General features: G+C 66.6%; 28 protein-coding genes. 11 read left to right on the forward strand and 17 right to left on the reverse strand.

Going from position 1 to position 25405, the window contains the following annotated elements; all coding sequences use genetic code 11:
- Positions 1-98 precede the first annotated feature (98 nt).
- The 3 genes from A5759_RS23605 to A5759_RS23615 all read left to right on the forward strand — a co-directional run bounded on the left by A5759_RS23605 (position 99) and on the right by A5759_RS23615 (position 3176).
- Entirely contained in the window at positions 99-602 is a 504-nt protein-coding gene (locus tag A5759_RS23605; RefSeq protein WP_068201671.1) for a nuclear transport factor 2 family protein, read from the forward strand.
- A 99-nt stretch (positions 603-701) separates the two neighbouring features.
- A complete protein-coding gene (locus tag A5759_RS23610; protein WP_068201893.1) occupies positions 702-1976 on the forward strand; it encodes a cytochrome P450 in 1275 nt (424 codons plus the stop codon).
- A 99-nt stretch (positions 1977-2075) separates the two neighbouring features.
- Positions 2076-3176, forward strand: a complete 1101-nt coding sequence (locus A5759_RS23615; protein ID WP_068201673.1) for a hypothetical protein — start codon at positions 2076-2078, stop codon at positions 3174-3176.
- 13 nt (positions 3177-3189) lie between these two features.
- Here A5759_RS23615 and A5759_RS23620 read toward each other — a convergent pair whose 3' ends face one another.
- From A5759_RS23620 to A5759_RS23635, 5 genes are all read right to left on the reverse strand, one after another.
- A complete protein-coding gene (locus tag A5759_RS23620) occupies positions 3190-3888 on the reverse strand; it encodes an HAD family hydrolase (RefSeq protein WP_068201676.1) in 699 nt (232 codons plus the stop codon).
- A complete protein-coding gene (locus A5759_RS23625) occupies positions 3885-4343 on the reverse strand; it encodes a hypothetical protein (protein ID WP_068201678.1) in 459 nt (152 codons plus the stop codon). Before A5759_RS23625 ends, A5759_RS23620 begins: the two co-directional genes overlap by 4 nt.
- A 259-nt stretch (positions 4344-4602) precedes the next feature.
- Positions 4603-5001, reverse strand: a complete 399-nt coding sequence (locus A5759_RS23630) for a hypothetical protein (RefSeq protein WP_064394150.1) — start codon at positions 4999-5001, stop codon at positions 4603-4605.
- A 65-nt stretch (positions 5002-5066) separates the two neighbouring features.
- Positions 5067-5231, reverse strand: coding sequence for a hypothetical protein (locus A5759_RS26015; protein ID WP_156617011.1), 165 nt, complete (start codon positions 5229-5231; stop codon positions 5067-5069).
- A gap of 181 nt (positions 5232-5412) precedes the next feature.
- Positions 5413-6324, reverse strand: coding sequence for a dienelactone hydrolase family protein (locus A5759_RS23635; RefSeq protein ID WP_068201680.1), 912 nt, complete (start codon positions 6322-6324; stop codon positions 5413-5415).
- A 126-nt stretch (positions 6325-6450) separates the two neighbouring features.
- Between A5759_RS23635 and A5759_RS23640 the strand changes: the two genes are divergently transcribed.
- Together A5759_RS23640 and A5759_RS23645 are read left to right on the forward strand one after the other, a co-directional pair.
- Entirely contained in the window at positions 6451-8271 is a 1821-nt protein-coding gene (locus tag A5759_RS23640; RefSeq protein WP_064393759.1) for an amidohydrolase family protein, read from the forward strand.
- A gap of 16 nt (positions 8272-8287) precedes the next feature.
- Positions 8288-8704, forward strand: a complete 417-nt coding sequence (locus A5759_RS23645) for a nuclear transport factor 2 family protein (RefSeq protein WP_174522744.1) — start codon at positions 8288-8290, stop codon at positions 8702-8704.
- A gap of 35 nt (positions 8705-8739) precedes the next feature.
- On the opposite strand, the gene A5759_RS23650 is transcribed toward A5759_RS23645, so the two are convergent.
- From A5759_RS23650 to bfr, 4 genes are all read right to left on the reverse strand, one after another.
- A complete protein-coding gene (locus A5759_RS23650) occupies positions 8740-10110 on the reverse strand; it encodes a glutamine synthetase family protein (protein ID WP_082962260.1) in 1371 nt (456 codons plus the stop codon).
- 20 nt (positions 10111-10130) lie between these two features.
- Positions 10131-10613, reverse strand: coding sequence for a carboxymuconolactone decarboxylase family protein (locus A5759_RS23655; protein ID WP_064425493.1), 483 nt, complete (start codon positions 10611-10613; stop codon positions 10131-10133).
- A gap of 61 nt (positions 10614-10674) precedes the next feature.
- Positions 10675-12726: an MDR family MFS transporter gene (locus tag A5759_RS23660; RefSeq protein WP_064418620.1), complete on the reverse strand. Its 2052-nt coding sequence runs from the start codon at positions 12724-12726 to the stop codon at positions 10675-10677.
- A 203-nt stretch (positions 12727-12929) separates the two neighbouring features.
- Positions 12930-13415, reverse strand: a complete 486-nt coding sequence (gene bfr, locus A5759_RS23665) for a bacterioferritin (protein ID WP_064418619.1) — start codon at positions 13413-13415, stop codon at positions 12930-12932.
- Positions 13416-13656: 241 nt separating this feature from the next.
- Here bfr and A5759_RS23670 point away from each other — a divergent pair, with 241 nt between their 5' ends.
- Together A5759_RS23670 and A5759_RS23675 are read left to right on the forward strand one after the other, a co-directional pair.
- Complete coding sequence (locus A5759_RS23670) at positions 13657-14289, forward strand: fatty-acid--CoA ligase (RefSeq protein WP_068201681.1); 633 nt, start codon at positions 13657-13659, stop codon at positions 14287-14289.
- Between the two features lie 10 nt (positions 14290-14299).
- Positions 14300-14497: a bacterioferritin-associated ferredoxin gene (locus A5759_RS23675; RefSeq protein WP_064393752.1), complete on the forward strand. Its 198-nt coding sequence runs from the start codon at positions 14300-14302 to the stop codon at positions 14495-14497.
- 7 nt (positions 14498-14504) lie between these two features.
- Here the strand turns inward: A5759_RS23675 and A5759_RS23680 are convergent, their stop codons facing one another.
- The 6 genes from A5759_RS23680 to A5759_RS23705 are packed head-to-tail and all read right to left on the reverse strand — an operon-like array spanning position 14505 to position 18386.
- A complete protein-coding gene (locus tag A5759_RS23680) occupies positions 14505-15272 on the reverse strand; it encodes an enoyl-CoA hydratase/isomerase family protein (protein ID WP_068201683.1) in 768 nt (255 codons plus the stop codon).
- Between the two features lie 16 nt (positions 15273-15288).
- Complete coding sequence (locus A5759_RS23685) at positions 15289-15732, reverse strand: TIGR03618 family F420-dependent PPOX class oxidoreductase (RefSeq protein WP_064418616.1); 444 nt, start codon at positions 15730-15732, stop codon at positions 15289-15291.
- Positions 15729-16454: an EthD domain-containing protein gene (locus tag A5759_RS23690; RefSeq protein ID WP_064418615.1), complete on the reverse strand. Its 726-nt coding sequence runs from the start codon at positions 16452-16454 to the stop codon at positions 15729-15731. The genes A5759_RS23685 and A5759_RS23690 overlap by 4 nt, the downstream gene beginning before the upstream one ends.
- A gap of 26 nt (positions 16455-16480) precedes the next feature.
- Positions 16481-16849, reverse strand: a complete 369-nt coding sequence (locus A5759_RS23695; RefSeq protein WP_064418614.1) for a hypothetical protein — start codon at positions 16847-16849, stop codon at positions 16481-16483.
- The gene (scnC, locus tag A5759_RS23700) at positions 16846-17553 is read right to left on the reverse strand and encodes a thiocyanate hydrolase subunit gamma (RefSeq protein ID WP_064425486.1); all 708 of its coding nucleotides are present in this window, start codon (positions 17551-17553) and stop codon (positions 16846-16848) included. The genes A5759_RS23695 and scnC overlap by 4 nt, the downstream gene beginning before the upstream one ends.
- Positions 17550-18386, reverse strand: coding sequence for an SH3-like domain-containing protein (locus A5759_RS23705; protein ID WP_064425485.1), 837 nt, complete (start codon positions 18384-18386; stop codon positions 17550-17552). The genes scnC and A5759_RS23705 overlap by 4 nt, the downstream gene beginning before the upstream one ends.
- Positions 18387-18811: 425 nt before the next feature.
- Here A5759_RS23705 and A5759_RS23710 point away from each other — a divergent pair, with 425 nt between their 5' ends.
- Positions 18812-20758, forward strand: a complete 1947-nt coding sequence (locus A5759_RS23710; RefSeq protein ID WP_094289092.1) for an FUSC family protein — start codon at positions 18812-18814, stop codon at positions 20756-20758.
- On the opposite strand, the gene A5759_RS23715 is transcribed toward A5759_RS23710, so the two are convergent.
- A complete protein-coding gene (locus A5759_RS23715; RefSeq protein ID WP_068201685.1) occupies positions 20730-21356 on the reverse strand; it encodes a PaaI family thioesterase in 627 nt (208 codons plus the stop codon). The genes A5759_RS23710 and A5759_RS23715 overlap by 29 nt on opposite strands.
- Positions 21357-21463: 107 nt before the next feature.
- On the opposite strand from A5759_RS23715, the gene A5759_RS23720 reads away from it, so the two are divergent.
- Genes A5759_RS23720 through A5759_RS23730 form a run of 3 tightly spaced genes read left to right on the forward strand, consistent with a single transcriptional unit; the run spans position 21464 to position 24944 of the window.
- Positions 21464-23146, forward strand: coding sequence for a tetratricopeptide repeat protein (locus A5759_RS23720; RefSeq protein WP_068201898.1), 1683 nt, complete (start codon positions 21464-21466; stop codon positions 23144-23146).
- A gap of 17 nt (positions 23147-23163) precedes the next feature.
- A complete protein-coding gene (locus A5759_RS23725; RefSeq protein WP_068201687.1) occupies positions 23164-23643 on the forward strand; it encodes a nucleoside deaminase in 480 nt (159 codons plus the stop codon).
- A complete protein-coding gene (locus A5759_RS23730) occupies positions 23640-24944 on the forward strand; it encodes an alpha-amylase family protein (RefSeq protein ID WP_068201696.1) in 1305 nt (434 codons plus the stop codon). Before A5759_RS23725 ends, A5759_RS23730 begins: the two co-directional genes overlap by 4 nt.
- On the opposite strand, the gene A5759_RS23735 is transcribed toward A5759_RS23730, so the two are convergent.
- Complete coding sequence (locus tag A5759_RS23735) at positions 24928-25389, reverse strand: DUF1810 domain-containing protein (protein ID WP_068201698.1); 462 nt, start codon at positions 25387-25389, stop codon at positions 24928-24930. The genes A5759_RS23730 and A5759_RS23735 overlap by 17 nt on opposite strands.
- Between the last annotated feature and the right edge of the window lie 16 nt (positions 25390-25405).

A 25405-nucleotide genomic window follows, 5' to 3' on the forward strand; every position in this document is an offset into this window, starting at 1 on the left:
CGCAGATGCGGACTTTGACGGTGTGGTCAATCCGCCCCGGTGGGGCCGGCGCATTTGGTAGAACAATGCCAGTTGCGCCGCGAGCCGAGGAGCCTGCAATGGGTCAGTGGTCACGTGAGGAGATCGACGAGGCGTTTCACGCCTATCAGGACGCGGTCGTCGACATCGGCAAGACGTGGGACTGGTCGAGCTATGCCGATCACTTCACCGAGGACGCGACCTACGTCGAACATGCCCTCGGCAACATGGCGGGCAGGGAGACCATCCGTGACTGGATCGTCTCGACGATGAACATGTTCCCCGGCAGCGAGATGCCCTTTTATCCGGTCGAGTGGTACTCGATCGACGTCGACAAGGGCTGGGTGATCAACCGCAACGTCAACACGATGAAGGATCCCGGCGACGGCAGCGTGCACGGCACCCCCGTGATCACCGTTCTCAGGTACGCCGGCGACGGGAAGTGGAGCTACGAAGAGGACGCCTACAACCCGATGAACTTCCTGGTGATGGTGCAGGGCTACATCCAGCGCTGTCACGAACTGGGCACCATCTCCGACGACGCCCGCGTGTTCGCCAAGAACATGAACTGGCAGTTGTCATAATCCATTTGGCCACGTGTTCGGGATTCGGCTTCTGCGGTCAATAATCGGCCTACCCTCGGGCGGGTGGACACCGCGACACCGCCCACCTTCGGCGCGCACATGATCAGGGTCAACGGCACACCTCCGCCCGAGGTGCCGTTGTCCGAGGTCGACCTGGGTTCCTGGAAGTTCTGGGTGCAACCCGACGACTTCCGTGACGGCGCATTCGCCACGCTGCGCCGCGAAGCGCCGGTCTCGTTTCACGCACCGCTGGAAACCCCCGGTGTGGCCGAAGGTCCCGGCCACTGGGCGATCACCAAGTTCGACGACGTCTGGTACGCCAGCAGACATCCGCATATCTTCAGCTCGAGTCCGAGCGTCACCATCAACGACGCGAACCCGGAATTGTCCGAGTACTTCGGCTCCATGATCGTGACCGACGACCCACGACACCTGCGGCTGCGCAACATCGTCAGCCGGGCCTTCACCCCCAGGGTGGTCGCACTCACCGAGGCCTCGGTCAGAGATCGCGCCCGGCGCCTCGTCGAAGAGATGATCGCCGAACATCCCGACGGACACGGGGAGGTCGTCGCGGAGTTGGCCGGACCACTGCCGCTGCAGGTGATCTGCGACATGATGGGCATCCCCGAGGACGACCATCAGCAGATCTTCCACTGGACCAACGTGATCCTCGGCTTCGGGGACAAAGACATCGCGCAGGACTACGAGGAGTTCGTCAAGGTCGCGATGGACATCGGCGCCTACGCGACCGCACACGCCGAAGACCGGCGCGCCCACCCCCAGGAGGATCTGACGACCGCGCTGGTCGAGGCCGAAGTCGACGGAGAACGTCTGACATCGGCCGAGATCGCGTCGTTCTTCATCCTGTTGGTGGTGGCAGGCAACGAGACCACCCGCAACGCGATCAGCCACGGCGTGCTCGCGCTCACCCGCTATCCGCGCGAACGCGAGCGGTGGTGGGCGAACTACGAGACCGTTGCCCCCACCGCCGTCGAGGAGATCGTCCGGTGGGCGTTCCCGGTGAACTACATGCGCCGCACCTTGACCGAAGACTGCGAACTCAGCGGCGTCACGATGTCTGCCGGAGACAAGGCCACGCTCTGGTACTGCTCGGCGAACCGCGACGAAGACAAGTTCGCCGACCCCTGGACGTTCGACGTGACACGAAGCCCCAATCCGCACGCCGGATTCGGCGGCGGTGGAGCGCATTTCTGTCTGGGCGCCAACCTAGCCCGGCGCGAGATCAGCGTCGTCTTCGAGGAACTGCACCGGCAGATACCCGACATCGCCGCCACCGAGGAACCGGCGCGGTTACTGTCGCCGTTCATCCACGGGATCAAGCGACTGCCGGTGTCCTGGACACCGCCTCGCTGAGCTCGTCACGACTGGGTCGCGCCGCAGGCGGTGACATGGTTCGCAGCCCGGTTGGCCGATCACTTGTGTCGTCAGGCGTTCCATGGGTAACCAACGGCCATGCATCCCGAACACTTTCGTACCCTGCTGACTTCGAACGGCCCGTATGCGTCGGTGTACTTCGACGATTCCCACAACACCGCCGACGCGGCGGCCCAGATGGACCTGAAGTGGCGCGCGCTGCGTGAGCAGCTCGAGGAGCAGGGCGCCGATCCGGCGGTGACAGAGAGCATCGAGCAGGCCATCACGGATGCGGCTCCTCCGGTCGGGCCCAGTGGTCGCGCGGTCGTGGCCAGCGCCGACGGTGTCCTGGTCAACGAACACCTCATTCGGCCCATCGAGCCTGTCGTCCGGGTGTCGGCACTGCCCTACATCGTCCCGGTCGTCGAGCACGGCCTCGACCGACCGACGTACGCCGTGGTGATCGTGGACTACGAGGGCGGCGACATCACGCTGTACCGCGAGGGCACCGCGGTCTCGGACACCGTCGACGGGGATGCCTACCCCGTGCACAAGGCTTCGGGCGCCGACACCCCGGGATATGGCGATCCGCAGCGGACCAGCGATGAGGCGCGCCAACAGAACATCCGGGCGGTCGCAAGCCAGCTGACCACGCTGGTCGACGACGCCAAACCCGAAGTCGTATTCGTCGTCGGCGAGGTTCAGTCGCGCACCGACCTGATTGGGGAACTACCCGAGCGAGTCGCTTCGCTGGTGGTCGACGTGGGCGTCGGGGCGCGGCACAGCGGGTTCGACGACGCCGACCTGCAGCACGAGATCGACCAGGAGTTTCAGCGTCGCCGCGTGGCGGCGATCGACGAGGCCGCACAACGCTTCACCGCCGAGCTCGGGCGCGGCGAGGGCATGGCGACCGAAGGGCTGGACGGCGTGACGGCGGCCTTGCGGGCGGGCGCCGTCGACACCCTGATCATCGGAGACGTCGGCGACGCGACCGTCGTGGCCGGCGATGACCTGGCCACGATCGCGCCGAACGCCAACGTCCTCTCCGAGCTGGGCAAGGCCCCGAGCCAGACCCTGCGGGCCGACGAGGCGCTGCCGATGGCGGCGATCAACACCGGAGCCGCGTTGATCCGCACCGACGAGCGCATCGATCCGGCCGACGGCGTCGCCGCGATCTTGCGCTACGCGCTGCCCCGCTGACGCCGGGCGCGGCTCAGCGGGCGCCGACGATATTGGCCAGCGCGGCGATCGGTGTGTCGTCGAGATGCTGGCAGAGTTCCAGCGCGTGCCCGAAAACCCGCTGTGCTCCGGCCTTTTCGAGCTCACTGCGGGAGACTCCCCCGCTGAGCACCGCGATGCTGTCGACACCTGCGCGTTTACAGGCTTCAACATCCCAGATGGTGTCGCCGACGAAGACGGCATGCGAGGCCGTCACCCCTGCGCGTTCGAGAGCGACCTCGACGATGTCGGGCTCGGGTTTGGCGGTGTCCACATCCTCCGAGGAAGTCACCGCGTACACCAGGTGGTCGCTATCGAGCACCTCGCGCAGCACCGACAGCTCCTCTTCCGGTGCCGAGGTCGCCAACACAACCCGGATGTCGAGCTTGTGCACCGCTTCGAGCAGTCCGCGTGCGCCCGGCAGTTGCCTCAGGTGCGGCGCCAACTCCTTGTAGTAGCGCGAATGCAAATCCTTGGCCTGGCTACGGGTCTCCTCGTCAGCCTCTGCTCCCAGCGTGTTGACCAGTGTCGTGCCATCCATCCCGATGGAGCGGTGGATGCGCCAGGCCTCGACCGGGTGACCGGCCTCCTCAAATGCCCGGTACCAGGCATGAACGTGCAGGTAGTTCGAGTCGATCAGCGTCCCGTCGATATCGAAGAGGACGGCCGATGCGGTCTTGGCTTGCTCGGTCACGAGCGGTGGTGCTGCTCGGGGGCCCGGTTCGGCTCGGCACGCGTGGTTCGATCGTCTCGCACGCCATCGGTTTTGGTGGTCGACGGATCGGCGACCGAGTCGGACGTTCGCGTCTGCGGGTCCAGGGCGTCGGCGCGGGCGCGTTGTTCATCGAGTTCGTCGCGCTTGGTGTTGACCGCGTTGCGGTGCGTGTGGGCAGCATCCTGCAGCCGGGCCGCCTCGGCGGCTTTCGCCTCTGCTTCGGCTTGTGCGGCACGGGCGCGAGCCTCGGTTTCCTGCGCGACGGTCTCGCGCTTGCGGAGATGATGCGACTCTTCGTCGACCTCCGTGCGGAGCCGATCGGCTTCCATGCGGCGGCGCTTGTTGCGCGCGTTGCGCGCCAGGAGCGCCACCGCCACGATCGCGGCGATCAGAACGATGGCGACGATGATCCACACGATGGCGTTGTTATCCATGTCGGCTCCTCTGGTCTGTCGAGCCGGCTCGTTGACGAACCCGCTAATTCTGCGTGTGCCCGGGCAGCCATCCGGCTAAACGGCCGATGGTCAGACAGTTAGGGGCGGCCGCCATAGGGACAGCGCTCGCTGAGTCGATGGCGGCTCGCCCGCAGCTGTCTGGCAGGGATTTCGGCCCCCCGGCCGACGGAATTACCCGCTTGAGCAACCAAAAGCGTTGTTGCGGAGCGGAGCTCAGGATTCCCGTTGTTGGGCGATGCTAGAGCGTCGCGGTCAACGGTCCGGACGGCTCGCAGACCGGCTCGGGCGGATTGCCCGAGGTGGAGCAACCCCGACCCGTCGCCACGTACGTCGCGCCCGGTTGATACGGCGAGTAGTACGCCCGCGCTGTCAACAGCCCGTTGTTCTGCACACAGTTCTCCGGCCCCGCGTTGCCCTGGAGTTCGACGCAGGCGATCGACTGATACGGGGTGCCGCCGTCGCAGTTCGACGGCGACATCGTCACCGCCACCATGTCCGTTCCTGATACGTGCACGACGTGCGGGGCGGAGAGGGTGAAGGAGCAGGGCGGCTCGTCCGGGTCCGCGGCTGCCGTCGCGGTGACCGACGCACAGCTCAGCGCGACGGTGAAGACCCCGACCATCAGCGACCTGATCATCTCCGGATCGTAGGCCAAGGCCACACGTGCGCGTGCCCCCTTTCGGCGACCGTGCACCATCCCTGTTACGCGAGCGTGCGGGTCTGCTGACGACACGCCGCGTTAGATCCGCACTTTGCGCACCGTCGCGGGTCAACGAGCGTTCGGTACTCGGCGACGAGGCGATCGACCGCTGTGCGCAGGACACCCGAGAGCGGGCCGTAGAAATCGGCGATCTGCACGACGCGCATGCGCTGAATGTGACCGTGGGCTGTGTGCTGGCGTTGACGAGTCGGTGGCGGGCAGACGAACTACCGGTGACTGTGCGGACGGTGGCGGGGTTTGCGCACATTCGTCGGCCCGCGACGGTGCGCAAAAGGCTGATTTTCCGCGGCGTGTCGTGTGCAGGCACGCACGGTCGCGGGAATGGGCTCAGGCGACGTATCGGGTGAACCAGTCCTGCACACGGTGCCACGCGTCGGCCGCGGCGGTCGCGTTGTAACGCTCGCCGGTGTCGTTGAAGAATGCGTGGTTGGAGTCGGGTTCGGTGACCAACTCGAAAACCAGACCGGCTTTTTCGAGCGCCGCCCGCGCGACGGGTTCGGTGGCGTTCACCCGCTGATCCTGGGCCGCATAAATCCCCAGCACGGCAACGTCTTTCGATCCGGAGAAGTCGGGGTTGTCGGGTGTGGGCCCGTAGAACGGGACCGCCGCCGACAGCCGAGGCTCACCGGAGTCCAACAACCGCCACACATAACCACCGCCCATGCAGAAGCCGACCGCCGCGACCTTCTTGCCGGGAACGCGTCGTTGCAGTTCGTCGATGCCCGATTTCAGATCCGCGACCCCTTCCTCTGGCGGGATCTTGCCCAGCGCCGCGGTCGCCTCCGCGGGATCGGCGAACGTCGATGTCCCGCCCTTCGCCGAGAGCAGGTCGATCGCCAGCGCTGAGTAGCCGATTCCGGCGAAGCGACCCGCCACCGAACGGATGTAGTCGTTGAGCCCCTTGTTCTCGTGGATGACGAGCACGCCGCCGCGGACGTCCGGCGCCTGGGCCCAAGCGGCCTGCAATTCGCCGCGAGGCCCAGCCCAGCTGACCGGTGTGGTCGCCACCTCTGTCTCGCTGCCGGGCGGCGGGGCGCTGGCCATGACGGCGCCGCTCGACGTGGCCGGGGCGTCGGCCGTCGGCTCCCGGTTCTGGCCGCATGCGGCGAACAACGCGGTGGCGCCCGCGGTGCCGACACCGAGCAGCGCCAACCGGCGCAGCGCCTCCCGCCGCGACAGCAGACCGTCGACGTGGTCGGTGGCGATCTCTTCGGCGATGTACCGCTGGAGGGGGGTCATCCCAGCGAGTATGCCCCGATACGGACACCGCCGGAACCCTCGCACGAGGCAGCGACATCGTCGGATACATGCACGTCAGCGAGCACAGTAGACAAATCCACGAATCTGTTCACAGATTTCGTTGACATGGCAATCGCCGGGCTGTTCTATGGCGGGGTGAGCTACGACACGATCATCCGCAACGGCCTCTGGTTCGACGGCACCGGCGCTCCGTCGGCGATCCGCAACCTCGGTATCCGCGCGGGGCGTGTGGTGGCGGTCAGCGAAGACGATCTCGACGCGACCGGTTGCCCGCAAGTCATCGACGCGACCGGTAAGTGGGTCATGCCCGGCATGCTCGACATCCACACCCACTACGACGTCGAAGTGCTCAACGGTCCCGCCCTCGCCGAGTCGCTGCGCCACGGCGTGACCACGGTGATGCTCGGGTCCTGCTCGCTGTCTACCGTGCACGTCGACGCCAGCGACGCCGGTGACATCTTCGGTCGGGTCGAGGCGATCCCCCGTGACCACGTGATCGCCGCGGTCGAAGAGCACAAGACCTGGTCGAACTGCGAGCAATACATCCAAGCTCTGGAATCCCGGCCGCTCGGCCCCAACATCGCGGCATTCATCGGTCACTCCGACATGCGCGCCGCGACCATGGGACTCGACCGCGCCACGCGTAAGGACCAGCGCCCCACCGAGGCCGAGCAAGCTCAGATGGAGTGCTGGCTGTCGGAGGCGCTGGAGGCCGGATTCGTCGGAATGTCGTCGCAACAGCTGCTTTTCGACAAGCTCGATGGTGACGTGTGCCGGTCGAGGACCCTCCCGTCGACCTACGCCAAACCGCGCGAGCTGCGTCGGTTGAAGGCGTTGCTGCGACGCGCAGGCCGGGTTCTGCAGTCCGGCCCCGACATCGAGAACCCGCTCAACCTCGGCTCACAGCTGGCGCAGTCGCTGGGCCTCATCCGCAATCCGCTCAAGACCAGCTTGTTGTCGGCCGCGGACGTGAAATCGAACCCGTACAGCATCCACGCGCTCGGTCCGGCCGCGCGGCTGGTCAACAGGCTCGGCGGCAACTTCCGTTGGCAGCATCTGCCGGTCCCTTTCGAGGTTTACGCCGACGGCATCGATCTGGTGGTCTTCGAGGAATTCGGCGCGGGCGCGGCGGCGCTGCATCTGCGCGACGAGGTCGAGCGCAACGAGCTCATGCGCGATGCGGCCTACCGGCGCCGATTCCGCAAGGAGTACGAGAGCAAGCTCGGCATCCGGGTGTGGCAGCGCGACTTCTTCGACGCCGAGATCGTCGCGTGCCCGGACACATCGATCGTCGGCAAGTCGTTCGGTCTGGTCGGTCAGGAGCGCGGCGGTGTGCATCCCGTCGACGCCTTCCTCGACCTGGTGCTCGAACACGGCACGGCACTGCGATGGCGCACCACGATTTCCAACCATCGCCCCGAGGTGCTCAAGAAGCTCGCCGCCGATTCCGGCATCCAGATGGGCTTCTCGGATGCCGGTGCGCACCTGCGCAACATGGCGTTCTACAACATGGGTCTGCGGTTGCTGCGCCACGTGTACAGCGCCGAACGCGCCGGGAAGCCGTTCATGACGGTCGAACACGCGGTGCACCGGCTCACCGGTGAGCTGGCCGACTGGTATCGCCTGGACGCCGGGCACCTGCGTATCGGCGACCGCGCCGACATCGTGATCGTCGACCCCGCACACCTCGACGATTCGCTGGACCGCTACGCAGAAGAGCGCGTCGACCATTACGGCGGGCTGTCGCGCATGGTCAACCGCAACGACGACACTGTCTCGGGTGTGTTCGTCGGCGGCCGCGCGGTCTTCCTCGACGGCAAGCCGACGCATCTCGTCGGCAAACGGCGGACCGGACGGTTCCTGCGCGCAGCGCACAAGGCGCCCGCGCTCGTCGAGCAGGAAGGGGAATTGGCCAGTGTCGGTTGAGGATACGGTTCTGGGCATGTGGAAGGCGCTGTCGGCGCGCGACTGGGAGGCGGTCAAGACCTTTCTGTCCGACGACTGCATCTACCTCGACGTGCCCGTAGGTCCGGCGGCCGCTGCGCGTGGGCCGGAGGACATCGTCAAGCGGCTCAAGATCGGCTTGGAGCCGTTGGCCTCCTACGAGAACTTCACGGGGTTGCTGGTCGACAACGGTGCGGACGTGATGTACGAGCATTCCGAGGAATGGCACTGGGCCACAGGTGAATCGGCCGTACTGAAATTCGTCAGCGTGCATCGCGTCGAGGACGGCAAGATCACGCTGTGGAAGGACTACTGGGACATGGGCGCGCTGGCCAACAACGCGCCGGCCACGTGGATGGACGACTTCGCCAACGCCGACATGTCATGGGTGTTCGACGCGACCGGACTGATCTGACGCAGCTCTGAGGGCGCGTGGCAATGCGCGGAAACCTAGACGCTCCAGGCTAATCGGAACTTCTCGGCGGCCTGCTCGGCGCTGAGGTCGGCGAAGTTATCGTGCTCGTAGCGGCGCACCGCGACCACGGCATCCACGACCGCATCGCCGAGGATGGACCGCATCAGCGAGGAGTGCTCGAGTGCGTCGATCGCCTCGGCCTGGTTCTGGGCCATCATCACGATGCCGGCGCACTGTCGTTGCTCATCGGTCAGCATTGCGGGATCGACCGTCGTCTCCGGCGGTAGTGCCAGCTGGCGTTCGATCCCGTGGAGGGCGAGCCCGAGGATCGCCGCCGTCGCCAGATACGGATTGGCCGACGGGTCGACGACCTTGACCTCGACGTTGGCCCCCGACGGGTTGCTGACGCCGCCGATCAGGAAACGCACTGCCGCCTCGCGGTTCTCGGTGCCCCAGCAGACCGAAGCCCCCGACCAGAGGCCCGGTTGCATGCGCTGGCTGGACAACAGCGAACCGGCGAGCACGCCCTGAGCCTCGGGAAGGCCGGCGAGCAACCCTGCCACCGCCGACTCCCCCTCGGGTGTCAAACCGTTGACACCGTCTCCGTCGGAGAACACGGGGGCGTCATCACGCGTCATCGAGAAGTGCTGATGCGAACCCGATCCGACCTCTCCGGCGAACGGGACCGGGGACAGGCTTATCCGCATCCCGTACCGCCGCGCGACCCGTCCGATGATGATCCGCATCAGCACCAGGGCGTCGGCCGCCGCAACGGGCGGCAGGGGGGCCAGCGAGATCTCGAACTGGTTGACGCCGTACTCGGGGTGGAACTGTTCGATCGCGACGCCCGATGCGGTTGCCGCGTTGGTGACGTCGCGGACGAACCCCTCGAACTCCAAGACCCCGGCCAGGCCGTATTGGGCCCACAGGTGCGACGGCAACCGGTTGCCGTCGGGTCCGACGAGCATGAACTCCATCTCGTGGCCCACGACCGTGCTGATTCCCGCCTCGGACAACCGATCCGCGACCCGGCCGAGGGCGCCACGGGTGCAGTAGGCGTCCGGGGTGCCGTCCTGATTGAAGAAATTGCTTGGCGCCCAGGCCAATCCGTCACCGAGGATCCGCAATGCGCCGAGGTCGATCCGGATCCGCTGGTCCCCCACCACGCCGATCTTGTCACCAAAGACGATGCCGCTCTGGTCGATGGCGAAGACGTGCCACACGGGGCTGGCCCCGAGCCCTGGGTCGGCGAAGGTGCCCATCCGGCGCAGTGGCACGGTTTTGGCGAGCGTGAGTCCGGCGGCGTTGATGATCGTCCCGATGAGGGTGGCAACCCCGTCGGCCTCGAGCTGGGCGATCGCCGCCGCCGCGAGTGGTTTGGCTGTCGTCGAGCTCACCGCAGCCATTGTGCGCGCCTTGTCGCGAGTTACAGCGTGATCTTGCAGCTTTGGCCGATGTCGAGTGTGCGCAGCATGCGGCCCATGCCCAGCCACATCGCACACGACAGCGCCAGATCGGTGAGCAACTCGTCAGAGAATTGCTCGCGGCAGCGCTGCCAGAAGTCCTCGTCGTCGCGCAGGCCGGTGTGGTCGCTGGCGAACCGTTCGGCGAACTCTGCGGCGATCCGCTCCTGCGCGGTGTAGCCCGGCCAGGTTCGCCATTCGGCGGCGTGGTCGTAGAGGTCCTCGTCGACGCCTGCCGCCAGACCTTCGGAGTCGCGGGTGTTCTGGCACACCACGCATTCGTTGTCCAGAGCGATGACCATGCGCGCCAGTTCGCGAACCCGCATCGGCAGCCGGTTCTTCGTGTAAACCGCATTGGTGAAGCCGGCCATCGCGATGCCGATATCCGGCGACATCGTCACCCAGGCGGCAGCGTCATCGTCGGCGAAATCCCCAATTCGACTCATGGCCGCATCGTACGCTCGCCGCCGTCGAATTGGAACGCGTTCTAGTTTCGGACCTGCACGATCACCTGGTGGTGACGAGCTGGGCGCGGTCGTCGGTCCAGTCGCGCTGCAGAAGCATTCGGTGCGCAATGCGCTCCAATGCGGCCTCGACCTGGAACCGGTCCGGACGCCCCTCGAAGGACGGCGAGGTGCCCAACTTTTCGACGATGCGGCCCACGATCGCCGTCGAGATGGCGTCGACCTGCCGGATCCCGTTCTGCGTCAGCCAGAGCCGTTCGTCGGTGCGAAGCGCCAGGCCGCGTCGCACCAGATCGTCGAACGTCGGCTCGATGATCTCGTGCGGCACCCGGAGCCGTTCGGCGATGTCGGTCAGCGTCGCCGAGCCGAACACCTGGTTCTGCCGGTAGATCTGAAGCAGCGCCCACATCTGGCTGACGTCGAGGTCGCATCCGGGTTCGCGGGCCAGGCTGCGCAGCCGGATCTCCGGCGAATCCCGGAACAACCGGCCGACGGCCACTTCGAGGATCTTCTCGGGCGATTCGGTGCTCGGCATCCCAAAGCCCTCGCCCAGGTCCGAGGCCGACACCGTCTCCACCTCACGCAGCTGTACCTCCTTGAGGAACAGCGAGACGACGAAGCCGACGATCGCCACGGGTACCGCGAACAGGAACACGCGACCCAGTGAGTCGGCGTAGGCCTCGACGATCGGCGCGGCCATCTGCGGGCTCAGCGTGTGAAGCAGCTGTGGTGACTCCGCTGCGCGCGCCGGCGCACCGCTGGTGGCCAGTGCCGGTCCGATCCGGTCGGCGAGGAAGTTGGCGAACAAACTGCCGAAAATCGCTGCGCCGAACGAACTTCCGATGGTCCGGAAGAAGGTGACCCCGGAGGTGGCCACGCCGAGGTCGCTGAAGCTCGAGGTGTTCTGCACGACGAGGACGAGCACCTGCATGCACAGTCCGATCCCGGTGCCGAGGATGAACAGATACAGCGACTGCTGCCAGGTCGGTGTCGCCGCATCCATACCGGAGAGCAACAGGAACGCCACCGCCATGGTCGCGGTGCCAGCGATCGGGAAGATCCGGTATCTGCCGGTGCGCCCGACGATCTGGCCGCTTCCGATGGAGGTGATCAGCATGCCGGCGACCATCGGCAGCGTGCGCAGACCCGACGTCGTCGCCGAGACGCCGTTGACGAACTGCATGAAGGTGGGCAGGAACGTCAACGCGCCCAGCATGGCGAATCCGACGATGAACCCGAGGATGCAGCACACGGTGAAGACCGGGCTGGCGAACAACCGGATCGGCAGGATCGGTTCGGCGGTGTGAAGTTCGACCCACACAAAGACGGCCAGGGCCGCGAACGAGCCCACGAACAACGCGATGATGGGCGTCGAGGACCACGGATACGTGCTGCCGCCCCAACTCGTGGCCAACGTCAACCCGGAGGCGCCCAGTCCGACGAACACGATGCCCGCATAGTCGATGACGGCCTTCCCGGATTTGGCCAGCGGCGGGATGGCCACCGCCGCGACAGCGAGCACCACGAGCGCGACCGGCACGTTGATCCAGAACGCCCACCGCCAGGTGAGGTGGTCGGTGAAGAATCCGCCGAGCAGCGGCCCGATCACGGTGGTGACACCGAACACCGCGCCGAGGGCGCCCTGGTAGCGACCGCGATCGCGCAGCGGGATGACCTCGCCGATCAACGCCATCGCGGTGACCATGATGGCGCCACCGCCGACGCCCTGCAGCGCCCGGGAGGCGACGAGCATGGTCATCGAACCGGCCATCCCGCACAACACCGAACCAGCCAAGAAGAACAGCACGGCGACGCCGAAGACGTTCTTGCGGCCGAACAGGTCGCCGAGCTTGCCGACGACGGCCGTGACGATGGTGGACGCCAGCAGGTAGCTCGTCACCACCCACGACTGGTGGCCCGCACCGCCGAGGTCGGCGACCACGGTCGGCAGTGCGGTCGCCACGATCGTCTGGTCCAGAGCGGCCAGCAGCATCCCGAGCAGCACCGCGACGAAGATGGCGTTGCGGCGCCGCGGGCCGATCTCACTGCCGCCGGCGGCGGGATCGGCGGCCGTTGTCGTGGCGTGGCTCGTCACTGCTTCCCTTCCGATGCGAATCCTTCAGCCATATCGTTAGGAAAGCTATGAAAGTTACGCACCGGGTGAGGGTTGCCGCCGCGAGAGTGCACAAAACGCTGTAAAAGCGCGGTGTGTCCTGTGCAGACGCGCACGTTCGCGCCACATGGAGGCCCACGTGGAGGCCCACATGGAGGCAGTGCGCGGGAGTGGGCGGGTGTGCGCTACAACGCGGTCGGCGGGCGCGACACACACTGGGCCGCGTAGAGCTCGTCGCCCAGCTTGTCCATCAGTTGCAGCTGGGTCTCGAGGTAGTCGATGTGCTCCTCCTCGTTGGAGAGGATCTTCTCGAGCAGCGTCGCCGAGATCGCGTCGCCCTTTTCGCGGCACATGATGATGCCCGGGCGAAGACGCTCGAGCACCTCGTACTCGATCGCGAGGTCGGCCTCGAACTGCTCACGCAGGGTCTGGCCGATCCGCAGCGAGAACAGTCGCTGATAGTTGGGCAGCCCGTCGAGGAGGAGAATTCGATTGGTTATGTCCTCCGCGTGATTCATTTCTTCGAAGGACTCTTTGCGCGTGTATTCGGCGAGTTCGGTGAAGCCCCAATTCGCCTGCATCTTCGAATGCAGGAAATACTGGTTAATGGCCGTCAGTTCGCTCGTCAATTGCTCATTGAGCAGTTTGAGGACGTCCGGATCGCCTTGCATGATCGCTCCTAGGCACTTGAGGGCTGGTCAAGACTCGCTGTCGGTCGTGCACCTTCAACGCTAGTGCAGTTACGCCGCGCAAGCGCGCTTTAAAACCTGCGCAACGCGGGTTTTTGTGTGGATTCTCAACCGCTCCGGCGACTCGAGGCGCAGATCCGGGGCCTAGTCTGGACTGCCTAGGCTAAGTAAGGTTAGACTGCGCTAACCATTGGCGAGGGCACGAGCGAGACGGGAAGAATCGATGGGTCAGTTCGATCTGCACTCATTGATTTTGGCGTGTGATTTTCGCGTCGCCGATGTCGAGCGAATGTGGAAATGGCTCAAGAAGCGTCGCGATAATCTGCAATCAATCGGCGCCCATCATGTCGTCGTATACGAGTCGATCTGGGAGCCCAACCGCGTCCTGGTGACAATTGGCATTCGTAATGCGCGATCGATTCGTGACGTCCTTCGGTCATCGGCGGTTTTCGAGTGGTTCGACATCGCCGGCGTCGATGACATCCCGCCGATCTTCGGTGGCGAAGTGGTCGAGAAGATCGACCTCTACCCGCCCTCGCCCGCCGATCACGTCGGCCGGGTGGTCGTGGGCGTCATGTCGTCGGTCGAGGACGTGTCGGCCCTGATGGTCAAGATTCACGACGGCGTCGAACGCTTCAAGCGCGGCGGGGCGCGCAAGATCTGGGTCTACCGTGCCCTCGACGACGGGCAGGAAGTCATGATCCTGCAGGAGATCGAGGATGAAGCCGCCGCCCGGCAGTGGATCGATCACCCGGACGCGGCCGCGGAGTGGATGACCAACTCGGGACTGGGTCCGTATCCGAGCCACTTCATCGGTCGGTTCGCCCACCTGATGAGCATCGACGGGCAGGGGTGACGGGGGCGCGATGTTTGTCTGCCTGTGTATGGGAATCACCAGCCACGACGTAACCGAATGCGTGGCCAACGGCGCCCGGACGTCGAAGCAGGTCGCCGAGGCCTGCGGCGCCGGTGGCGACTGCGGGAGGTGCCGGCGCACCCTGCGGGCGATCATCGCGGCGCACTGCGAAGCCGACGATGCGGCGCCCAGAGCGGTGAATCACTAGCCTCGCGTCACTGGTCGCGTTTGCCGGTGAAGTCGGCCAGCGCACTCGCGTTCGCCGCCGCGCCCATCAACACCGCGAAATGTTCATTCTCCCTTGCCGTCGCGGCGTCGATTCCCTCGCGGGTCGGCGCCGTCATCGTCTGCTTGACCGCCATGAGGCTGGCGATGGGCCGCGAAGCGAGGACTTCAGCGTGCCTGCGCGCCTCGGCCAACAACTCCTCGGGTGGACACACCTTCCAGGCCAGGCCCATCCGGTGCGCCTCGGCCGCGTCCACCCATTCCGATGACATCAGCAGCCATGCGGCGTTCTGCCGACCGATCAGCCGCGGCAACAGATACGACGACGCCGCCTCGGGCGCCACACCCAGGCTCGTGAACGGCGTCTTGAGTCGCGCGTCGGCCGACATGAAGACCAAGTCGGCGTAGCCGAGGATCGTCGCCCCGATGCCGACGCCGACGCCATTGATGGCACAGATCAGCGGTTTGGGGAAATCGGCGAGCGCGTCGATCATCGTGGTGAAGTGGCTGCCCTGTTCGTTGAACGCGGGATCGGTGATGCGCCTTTGCATCTCGTTGAGGTCGTTGCCCGCGCTGAACGCGCGTCCCTCCCCGGTCAGTAGGACGACCGCGACCTCGTCGTCGGCGGCCGCGTCTCTCAGCGCGGTCGCGGTCGCGAGGTACAACTCCTCGTTGAACGCGTTGAGCACGTCCGGCCGGTTCAGGGTAAGCGTGCGAATCCGGTTGTCGTCGGCGATCCGCAGGGTCGTTTCAGCCACCGCAGCAGATTAAGCGTTAGCCGTTGCTGTAGACCCGAGTGGGTGCGACGAGTACCACGGTGCGGCGCTGCTCTGCCATCACGCGGTCGTATTCCGCCCAGTCGTCGTGGGTTCCGCCCGCGGCTTGGAACACCTCCCGCAGTAGCAGCCGCAATCTGTCGGGTTCGGTGAGCCACGGTCGAGGATCGTCCGGCCCGGCGAGCTCGGCGTTGCCCTCGACGGTCGCCCACTGCCACCCGCGGCGGAAGGTCACCGCCAGCTGCGGGCGCGCGCGAAGGTTGGCCAGCTTGACCTTGCCGTAGGTGACGAAGCCGAGCACCGGTGCCCCGGTGTCCGGATGTGTCAGCTTGCCGACGTTGACCAGTGAGGCCTGAATGGTGCCGTCGGCGCGCAATGTCGACACCACGGCCAGCCCGCTCTCGCCCGCGGCCAGCGCAACGGCATCGTCGAGTGTGGTCATGACTCTCCTTGCGCCGCAGAGGGCTTGGCGAATGGCGTCCGGTACACGTAGCGGCTGGTCGGGACCGTGTCGACGTCGCGGTTCGCGCCGAATGCCGACGTGCTGGCCACCATGCGCTCCATGCGCCTGCGCAACTCGTCGTCGTCGTCCGCGCCGAAGAACGCGTGCAGATCGGACAGCGCGGCGGAGGGGAACAGCTCCTCGACGATCGCCGAGACCGGCGGTGCGCCCGGCGTGAGGGCCCGCACCACGGCGTTCTGCGTATAGCCGAACGTGGACTGGGTTTCGATGGCCACGGGTGTGTGGTCGATGTGCCAGCGGGTCAGCCAGGTCGCCTCGTCCAGGTCGGCGGGCCTGCGGAGCAGGGCGACGTTGGCGAATCCCTCCGTCCGCTCCCCCGGCGCGCTGTCCGGCGGGGTTATCGGGACCGATTCGGTGACCAGATAAGCCGCCGCGTCGTCGGCCTCCTGCCGGAGTCTGGCCAGGGCGGCGGTGACCTGATCGCCGTACGACTGCTGGGTCCAGAGGCTGACGAAGCCGACGACCGGTGGATCCAGCGTGGTCAGGGTCATCAGCGAGTCGCGGACCGCCCCGTCGCGCACGTTCACCGTCAGACCCGGAATGCCAAGGCTCAGCAGATCCGGGACGACCTGGTCGTGCAGACGCGCACACCAGGCGTCGTCGGCGTTGGCCCGGCGCAGCGTGATGACGACTTTCTCCACGACGGGAACCTACCGCGTCTCAGCCGTCAGGCTTCCAACCGCTCGCGGATGCGGGTCAGTCGCTGCCTCAGCTCGTTCTCGTCGATAACACCTCGGGCGACCAGCGAGTGCGCCAGCGCCACCAGTTGGCTCTCGGGATAGGGCAACTGGGCGTACCGCGTCGCCGTCAACACGTCCTCTTCGTCGCGGCGCGCCTTGAAGTCGGGGATGTCGGCATCGCACGCGGCCCGGTCGAGCGCGTCGCACAGCCCGTCCAGGCTCGTCTTCCACGGCGGCACAGGGTTTTCCACCCCGTACTTCGCCGCCATCCGGGACCAGACCTGATTGCGATCGACGATCTCTTCGAGCGGGGCGACCGTGGTCTGTTCGATACCGGGATCCGGTGCGCCGCTCATGCTTCCGAGGCCGGGTGGATGGCCGGACGGGTGGCGGTGATGACGTTGGTGGTGACGCCCGGCTTGGGCAGGGCGACGCCGATCAGACAGTCACGCGTGACGATTTCGGCGAGTTGCTCCTCGGTCCAATCCTCGGTGCCCTCGGGACGCATGGGCATCACCATGAAGCGGTGCTTCTGATTGGAATCCTGCACGCGAACGGTCACCTCGTCGGGCAGATACAAACCGAACTCCGCCAGCACCTGACGCGGCCAGCGCACCATCCGTCTGCGGTAGTTGGGCGTGCGGTACCACTCCGGTGAGTTGCCCAGGATCGGGCGCGGATAGCAGGAGCACAGCGCGCACACGATCACGTTGTGCACGTCGGGTGTGTCGGCGAGGATCTCGAAAGCCGTGAAGTCACTGGGTGTTCCGAACCCGGTCGGCTCCATCCAGTCGACGCCGACCTCCTTGCTGGCGGTCATGGGTTCGGCCAGCGCGAGCTCCTTGAACTCGGGATCCAGCCATGCCCTGGCGACGAGCGCGGCCGCGGGCGTCGGGCCGATCTGTTCGGCGAACTCGGTGAAGCGGCGATGCTCCTCGGCGGTGAAGATGCCCTTCTCGATGCACAGTTCGCGCAACGCGATCTCGAGGACCTCGAAGTCGGTGATTTCGTCGACCATCGGCGCCACCGTGCGATCGTGATCGTGATCGTGGTGTGTCATGAAGCGGCCTCCAGCCAGTGCTCGGGGATTTCGGTCTGTATGACGTCGTCGCCGGTGCCGGTGTAGCCGTGCCACAACTCCGACATGTTGAACCGCACGACGTAGAACCATTCCGGTTGGGCAGGTCGGTCCCAGGTTTCGTCCTCGGCCGCAGGGCTTTCGTAGGCGACGGTCGCGATCTCGCCGCGTGCGCCGCGCACGTATTCGGGTGTGCGGGTGTAGAAGATCACCGGTAGTTCGCGCACGAGCACCGCATCGCCGACTTTGAACCTGGGTTCGTCGGCCTGCCCGGCATAGACCTGCGGGTCGCCTTTGCCCACCGCGTGTTTGTGGTGGGCATTGCGCTTGACGTCTGCTCCGTCGCCTTCGAACTTCGGCATGGCTTCCAGCTTCTTGCCCGCCAGCCCACCTTCGTAGCGGGCCTTGACCTCTGCCATCCGCTCACTCAACTCGGTCAGGCCGATGTGGTGCTTCTCGACGAGCACGCGGGCGACGGCCAACAGCCAGCGGCCGTAGTACGGCAGCCCCAGATACTCGGCTCGGCCCACATCGACGTTGCCGATGCGGCGGCGCTCCTCGGAAAGCCAGATGCCGCGCCAGGCCAGCACTTCGCAGATGACATAGGTCATGTGCTCCCAGAGTTCGTACTGTTTGTTCTCGTACTTCATCGGCGCATCCGGTTCCCCGCCGACATCGTGGACGGGTTTCAGATATGCGGTGATCCGGTTGTGATCGAGCAGATCCGGCGTCGGCGCATCCGGTAGTTCGGGATAGGCCGATTTCAACCGGGCCACCAGATCGAGTTGAGCTGCTCGCTCGGCCGCGGTGCTCATGACGATTCCCTTCGTTGCCCTGGCCGAGCCACCGTCGACGTGCACGGATCAACTCGGTGGTTCCCATGAGACGGGGTGCTCGTGATGCGGAACGGCGGGCCGGCATCGGTCGTCGATTCGCGCGCGACAGCGGTATGCGCCACCGGCACCTCCGATGCTGTCGCCCCACCCCGTCGGCTGACTCTAACGCCCAACCCGCGTCGTCGCAGGCGAATCGACGACACCGACCAGGTCTCGCCGGGAACGGGGTTGTGCTGGGGCACATGAGGTTTGAGCTCGCGGTGCCGGGCTGTCCGGCGGTGGCCGGTTACTTCCCCGCAACATCGATAAATTGACGCGTGTGATGTCCCTGCGATGCCGCGCGCAAGCGTCAGAATGAGTACGTGAGCACCCGCAGCAGGGTCATCGATGCCCTCCGTCCGACCATGTCCGAACCATGGGCGGTGGTCAGGAGCCTGCTCGGGGTGTTGGCGATGGCCTCGATCGCGCTGCTGTGGGACTCCGGGGCCACCGCGGTCTGGGCCGCCGGCGCGGGTGCGGTCGCCGGCGCCGTAGCCCTGCAGGACAGTCCCGGCGGGCGGATCGCCCGAGTGCTCATCGTCGCCGTGCAAATGGGCGCGGCCGTTTTCTTCGGGTCGTTACTTTCCTCGTTCGACGTCGTGTTCATCGTCGTGCTGGCGCTTTGGTGCTTCGGGGCCGGTCTGCAGTGGGCCGTCGGGAACAACGCGGGCATGGTGGCGGCCGCGGGCGGAGCGCTGTTCGTGATCGCGCCGCCGCTGTCGCCGTCGGTGTCGTCGGTCCTCGTCCCGACCGTCCTGACGATCGTCGCCGGTGCCCTGCAGGCGGGGTTGATTGCGCTCTGGCCGCCGCAGCGATGGCGCACTCAACGCGAGGCGCTCGCCGACGCATACGGCGCGTTGGCCACGGATGCGCGTCAGCTCGCCCACGATGCGGAGACGCCCGCCGGTGCGACGCTGAAGCCGTCGTTGCGCGATGCGTTCATCGACACCCAGGCGGGCCGACGACCCGAGGCGTACCGAGGTGGGCACCGGTTGCCCGAACGGATCATGGCGACGCTGCGCATGCTGCGCGGCACCCCGGTCGGCGTCCGCGACGACGTCTCCCGGGTGCTGGCGGCAGCGGCCGAGGTCCTCGACGCGATCGCCGACCACACCCACGTCGCGCGGCGTAACGCCGAGCACGGTCTGGTCCGGCTGGACGCCGCGGCGGCCGCACTGGACGAGCCGGAAAGCCCTGAGGTAAAGCGGCTTTCCCAGCAACTGCATGAAGCGGCGGAGTTGCGGTTTCCCGATCTGTATCGGCCCGACCTGATCAGCCCCGCGCGCGGGGCGCTGACCTCCGTCCGTTCCCACATGAGCTTGACGTCACCGCTGTTCCGTCACGCCGTCCGGCTGTCCTCGGCGGTCGCGCTCGCCGCATGCGCGGACCGACTCGCTCCCGTGGCGCACGGCTACTGGATCGCGCTGACCGTGCTCATGGTGCTGCGCCCGGAGACCGCTCACACCTATACGCGCTGCATCGGCCGGCTTGCGGGCATCGCGACGGGAGTCGTCGTCGCGTCGGTGATCGTGATGGTGGCCCATCCCACCGGTCTGGTCGCCGCCGCACTTGCCACGCTGGGCCTCGCCGCGACGTATGCCGCGACCAGGACGGGATACATCGCGACCAGCGCTGCCGTGGCTGCTTCTGTCGTGTTCTTCCTCGAAATCGACGCCATCACCTCTGGTGCGACGCTCGAGGACCGGTTGTTCTCGATCGTCGTCGGCGGCGGGCTCGCGGTCGTGGCGCACGTCGCGTTGCCCGACCACGCGCTGACCCGGCTGCATCACCGCGCCGGGGAGCTTCTCAAAACCGAGATCGATTACGCCGCAACGGTGGTCAGGGCTTATGTCCATCCCCTCGATCGTCCGGCCGACGCGGTGTCATCGGCGTGGCAACACGCGTACCGCGCCCGCGCCGGTTTCGAAGCCGCATCGGGTGCGACCCGGATGGAGTCCCGCGAGCTGCGCCGGTGGCTGCGGTCGTACCGCACGGCGCTGAACGCCGTCACCATTTCGTGCACCGCGCTGGAGGCCAACCTGCCGAACCGGCCACCGCCCACGTTGACTCCTGAGTTCGTCGCCGCTGTCGACGATTTCGTCGATGCGCTGCGAGGGGCCCCGCCGAATCCGGGGACACCGTGGACGGTGGACATCGCGGCCGTGACGGCGGCCCATCAGCAGGTCCGCGAGAAGGCCGAGGGGCTACCCGGTGACAACGGGGCCGCCCGCGTGCTGGTCGCCGAGATCGGCGCGATCACCCGTGCCTTGTCGGGGATCGCCGCTATGCGCGAGCCCACTTCGGCTCGATGAACACACCCTCAGCTTCCACCGTCACACCCTCGTCGTCGGCGAGATAGCCCGTCGCATAGGACTTGATGCCTTCGGACCTCGTGGTCGTCGCCTCGGCGTGCAACCGCCCGAGGCGCGTCGGGCGCAGATACCGCAGCGTGATGGTCCCGGTGAACCGGGGGTTGATCGAATTGGCGGCGACCTCGCCGAGGATGTGGTCGAGGATCAGCGCCGAGATCCCGCCGTGCACATGTCCCGGTGGGCCCTCGTAGGCGGCGCCGAGTTCGAAGTCGGCGTACACGGTTCCGTCCTCAGCGCGCTCGATGGTCAACGGTGGTGCGATCGGGTTGCGCAGTCCGATCACCGGGTTCCCCCACGGCAGCCGGTCGCCGCCGGTGGTGAAGCGCACGCCGAAGGGCCCGTCGATCTGCCGTGATCGCAGAGCAGCTGTCGCGCCGTCGATCTTCTCGCGGACCGCCGCGACCGTGTCGGCGTCCATTTCGGTGCGGATCGTCGCGTCGATCAACTGTCGAACGGATTCGGCGAGCGGGCCGTAGACACCACGCAGCCGGTCGATCTCCGCTGCGGACACGTCGCCGATGTCGGTGAACTCCAGCACCCAAGAACTAGAACACGTTGCAGCGCGGGTTGTCGAATCACGCGTCTCCCTGCGCTGGAGCCGCAGAACATGCTCGGCAGCTGCGCGGGTGAATTATCGTGCCGTTCATGAGCATCTCGCTCGGCGACGAGACCTACTACGACCTCGGGTCGTATCACCGGCCGATTGACACCCCGTCGCCGCAGGCGCAGGTGTGGTTCGACCGCGGAATGGTGTGGAATTACGCGTTCAACCATGAGGAAGCGATCCGCTGCTTCGAGCGGGCACTCGAACTGGACCCGGGGTTGGGGATCGCCCGCTGGGGCATCGCGTACGCGATCGGGCCGAACTACAACAAAGGTTGGGACGCCTTCGATCCCGTCGATGCGGCGGCGTCGCTGGCACGCGCGAGGATGGAGTTGCGACTGGCCGCCGACCATCGCGCAGCACCCGTCGAGCGTGGCCTGATCGCCGCGCTGCAGACCCGCTTCCCCACCGACGACCCCGACGACACCCAGGCGCTCGAAACCGGTGGCGCACAGTATGCCGACACGATGGCGGCGCTGGCGCAGGCCTACCCTGACGACGTCGATGTGCAGGCACTGGCCGCCGACGCACTGGTTAACGTGACGGCATGGGCGTTGTGGGACACCAGAACCGGTGACCCCGCGCCCGGGTCGCGTGTGGTGGCGGCCAAACGGATCCTCGACGACGCGTTGGCCACCGCGACCGGCCGTAAGCACCCCGGCATCCTGCACCTCTACGTGCACACGATGGAGATGTCGGCGGCCCCGCAGGATGCGCTGCCCGCCGCGGACCTGCTGCGCGATCTGGTGCCCGACGCCGGCCACCTGCAGCACATGCCCAGCCACATCGACGTGCTGTGCGGCAATTACCGGGACTCGGTGGTGGCCAATCAGGCGGCCATCCACGTGGACCGAAGGTTCGTCGAACACGAGGGGCCACTGAACTTCTACTCCCTGTACCGGGCGCACAACCTGCACTTCGTGGTGTATTCGGCGATGTTCGAAGGCAATTCACGCGCCGCGTTCGACGCCGCGGATGAGCTGGCCGCCCAGCTCAGCCCCCAGCTGCTGGCGATCGAGTCTCCGCCGATGGCCGACTGGCTCGAAGCGTTCGTGCCGTTGCGCACCCACGTGATGGTGAGGTTCGGCCGCTGGGACGACCTGATAGCCCAACCCCTGCCCGAGGACGCGCAGCTGTACTGCAGCACCGTCGCGACGATCCACTACGGGCGCGGCGTCGCGCATGCCGCCACGGGCAAGTTGGAGCAAGCCCGCGCCGAACGCGAGGCGTTCGCCGAAGCCTACGACCGCATACCCGAGAGCCGATACCTGTTCAACAACACCGTGATCGACATCCTGGCGATCGCCGCCGAGATGCTTGACGGTGAGATCGCCTACCGCGCCGCAGATTACGAAACCGCCTTCGCGCATCTGCGGCGGGCGATCGAACTCGACGACACGCTGCCGTATGACGAACCCTGGGGCTGGATGCAGCCGACCCGTCACGCCTACGGTGCCCTGCTGCTCGAACAGGGTCGCGTCGAGGAGGCCGCCGCGGTCTATGCCGCCGACCTCGGACTCGATCCCACGCTGCCTCGGCCGTGCCAGCATCCGAACAACGTGTGGAGCCTGCACGGCTATCACGAATGCCTGCAGCGGCTGGGCCGAGACGCCGAGGCGGCGATCATCGGTCAACAGCTCACCCTCGCAGCGGCGCGCACCGACGTCGCTGTCCGCGCGTCCTGCGCCTGTCGGCTGGACGTGCCCCCGGACTGCTGCGACTGATCCGTAGACTCCGACACGTGGCCATCAGCGATGACGATCTCGCCCGCCTCGGCCGCTGCGTAGAGCTGGCGCGCGAAGCGCTGGAAGCCGGCGATGAGCCGTTTGGCTCCCTACTCGTCGACGACGCGGGACGCACGCTGTTCGAGGACCGCAACCGCGTCAAGGACGGGGACCGCACGCGCCATCCGGAGTTCGCGATCGCGCGCTGGGCGGCGGCCAACCTGACACCGCAGGAGCGGGCCGCCGCAATCGTCTACACCTCCGGCGAGCACTGCCCGATGTGCGGGGCGGCCCACGCCTGGGTCGGGCTCGGCCGCATCGTGTACGCCGCGTCGTCGGAGCAGTTGACAAGATGGCTGGCCGAATGGGGGGCGCCGCCGCCGCCGGTGGTGTCGCTGCCGATCTCCACGATCGCACCGGATGTCGAGGTGGACGGGCCCGCCGAGCAGTTCAGCGACGCGATGAAGACCCTCTACGAAGCGAAGTTCAAGCCATGACGGATTACTCGCACTCCGCGGCCGTCTCCGAACCGGGCTGGGTCGAGCACGTCATCTGGTGGCATGTCTACCCGCTCGGCTTTGTCGGCGCGCATCCCGCCGACCCGCCGCCGGGGCCAGACGAGCATCGGCTACTGCGCATCCTCGGTTGGCTCGACCACGCGATCGAACTCGGCGCCTCCGGACTCGCGCTGGGGCCGATCTTCTCCTCACGCACCCACGGCTACGACACCACCGACCATTTCCACGTCGACCCGCGACTCGGCGGCGACGACGACTTCGACACGGTGGTTGAAGAGGCACACCGCCGTGGGCTCCGTATCCTGCTCGACGGCGTATTCAACCATGTCGGAACCGATTTCGCCCACACCGAGTGGTTGCGCACTCGAGGTGACCGCGTCGACGTGTTCGAGGGACACGGCGACCTCGTGGCGCTGGACCACGGAAACCCGGCGGTGGCCGACTACGTCGTCGACGTGATGACGCGCTGGCTGCGGCGCGGCGCCGACGGGTGGCGTCTCGACGCCGCCTACGCGGTCGACGACCGGTTCTGGGCGGAGGTGCTCCCGCGTGTTCGCGAACAGTTCCCCGACGCGTACTTCCTTGCCGAGATCATCCACGGCGACTATGCGCAACGAGTGCGCTCGTCGGGCTTCGACTCGGTGACCCAGTACGAACTGTGGAAGGCCGCGTGGAGCGCGCTCAACGACGGTAACTTCCATGAGCTGGACTGGGCGCTGGTGCGCCACAACGAGTTTCTGGATACGTTCGTGCCGACGACCTTCGTCGGCAATCACGACGTCACCAGGATCGCCAGCCGACTCGACGACATCCGCCACCTCGAACACGCCTTGGTTCTGCAGATGACGACCGGTGGCACACCGAGCGTCTACGCTGGAGACGAGTTCGGCTACCGGGGAATCAAAGAGGAACGTTTCGGCGGCGACGACGCGGTGCGACCCGAGTTCGCGACTCCCCCGCTCGATGTCGACGAACACGGCGCAGACGTGTTCCGCTTACACAAGTTTCTGATCGGGCTGCGCCGACGCCACGCGTGGCTGCACACCGCGCGTACATCGCCGTTGCTGTTGACCAACCGCCAGTACGTCTACCAGAGCCGCGCCGGATCCGAGGCGTTGATCGTCGCGCTCAACATCGCCGAGGAACCGCTGGCGATCTCGTTGCCCCACCTCGGATTTGATCGGGGTGAAGTTCTCGCCGGCTCCGGTGCACCGCCGACCGAGGTCGTCACCACCTACGAGGTCGGACCCCACGGCTGGCTGATCATCGCTCCGCACTGAGCAGTTCGACGGTCAGCGGGTCGGGTTCGCCGTCGTAGTACTTCGCCAGTACGCGGCCGAAGAGCGCCTGGTCATCGGGGTTGTCGGCGGCGCGACTGAACAAGGTCATCGACGAGCGCACCTTGAGGTTGTCCGGCCACCCGAACAAGCCGTCGGCCGATGGTTGTTCACTGCGGGCGACCAGATCCGCGCACTCCCGCAGGCGCGGTCCCAGCACACCGTGGGCCAGGTAGGCCCGGGCCTCGGCGAGGGAGCCGATCCCGTACCGCTGCGCGGTCGGGCTCCTGCCGAGCCCGCGCAATTGCGGGAACACGAACCAGATCCAGTGGCTGCGCTTACGGCCGGCGCGCAGTTCGTCGAGAACCGCGTCGTACACGCGTTCCTGGGCGTCGAGGAAGCGCTGCAGGTCGAAGGGGTCGCCGGACATCGATCTGTCTTTAGTCATGTCGTCGGCCAGTCTG

Source organism: Mycobacterium sp. 852014-52144_SCH5372336 (assembly GCF_001665615.1).
Classification (GTDB): domain Bacteria; phylum Actinomycetota; class Actinomycetes; order Mycobacteriales; family Mycobacteriaceae; genus Mycobacterium; species Mycobacterium neumannii_A.

Coding starts and splice junctions, on each gene's coding strand:
- A5759_RS23605 (WP_068201671.1), top strand. CDS start 99: ATGGGTCAGTGGTCACGTGAGGAGATCGACGAGGCGTTTCACGCCTAT.
- A5759_RS23610 (WP_068201893.1), top strand. CDS start 702: ATGATCAGGGTCAACGGCACACCTCCGCCCGAGGTGCCGTTGTCCGAG.
- A5759_RS23615 (WP_068201673.1), top strand. CDS start 2,076: ATGCATCCCGAACACTTTCGTACCCTGCTGACTTCGAACGGCCCGTAT.
- A5759_RS23625 (WP_068201678.1), bottom strand. CDS start 4,343: ATGGATAACAACGCCATCGTGTGGATCATCGTCGCCATCGTTCTGATC.
- A5759_RS23630 (WP_064394150.1), bottom strand. CDS start 5,001: ATGATCAGGTCGCTGATGGTCGGGGTCTTCACCGTCGCGCTGAGCTGT.
- A5759_RS26015 (WP_156617011.1), bottom strand. CDS start 5,231: ATGCGCGTCGTGCAGATCGCCGATTTCTACGGCCCGCTCTCGGGTGTC.
- A5759_RS23635 (WP_068201680.1), bottom strand. CDS start 6,324: ATGACCCCCCTCCAGCGGTACATCGCCGAAGAGATCGCCACCGACCAC.
- A5759_RS23640 (WP_064393759.1), top strand. CDS start 6,451: ATGGCAATCGCCGGGCTGTTCTATGGCGGGGTGAGCTACGACACGATC.
- A5759_RS23645 (WP_174522744.1), top strand. CDS start 8,288: ATGTGGAAGGCGCTGTCGGCGCGCGACTGGGAGGCGGTCAAGACCTTT.
- A5759_RS23650 (WP_082962260.1), bottom strand. CDS start 10,110: ATGGCTGCGGTGAGCTCGACGACAGCCAAACCACTCGCGGCGGCGGCG.
- A5759_RS23655 (WP_064425493.1), bottom strand. CDS start 10,613: ATGAGTCGAATTGGGGATTTCGCCGACGATGACGCTGCCGCCTGGGTG.
- bfr (WP_064418619.1), bottom strand. CDS start 13,415: ATGCAAGGCGATCCGGACGTCCTCAAACTGCTCAATGAGCAATTGACG.
- A5759_RS23670 (WP_068201681.1), top strand. CDS start 13,657: ATGGGTCAGTTCGATCTGCACTCATTGATTTTGGCGTGTGATTTTCGC.
- A5759_RS23675 (WP_064393752.1), top strand. CDS start 14,300: ATGTTTGTCTGCCTGTGTATGGGAATCACCAGCCACGACGTAACCGAA.
- A5759_RS23685 (WP_064418616.1), bottom strand. CDS start 15,732: ATGACCACACTCGACGATGCCGTTGCGCTGGCCGCGGGCGAGAGCGGG.
- A5759_RS23695 (WP_064418614.1), bottom strand. CDS start 16,849: ATGAGCGGCGCACCGGATCCCGGTATCGAACAGACCACGGTCGCCCCG.
- scnC (WP_064425486.1), bottom strand. CDS start 17,553: ATGACACACCACGATCACGATCACGATCGCACGGTGGCGCCGATGGTC.
- A5759_RS23705 (WP_064425485.1), bottom strand. CDS start 18,386: ATGAGCACCGCGGCCGAGCGAGCAGCTCAACTCGATCTGGTGGCCCGG.
- A5759_RS23710 (WP_094289092.1), top strand. CDS start 18,812: ATGTCCGAACCATGGGCGGTGGTCAGGAGCCTGCTCGGGGTGTTGGCG.
- A5759_RS23720 (WP_068201898.1), top strand. CDS start 21,464: ATGAGCATCTCGCTCGGCGACGAGACCTACTACGACCTCGGGTCGTAT.
- A5759_RS23730 (WP_068201696.1), top strand. CDS start 23,640: ATGACGGATTACTCGCACTCCGCGGCCGTCTCCGAACCGGGCTGGGTC.
- A5759_RS23735 (WP_068201698.1), bottom strand. CDS start 25,389: ATGACTAAAGACAGATCGATGTCCGGCGACCCCTTCGACCTGCAGCGC.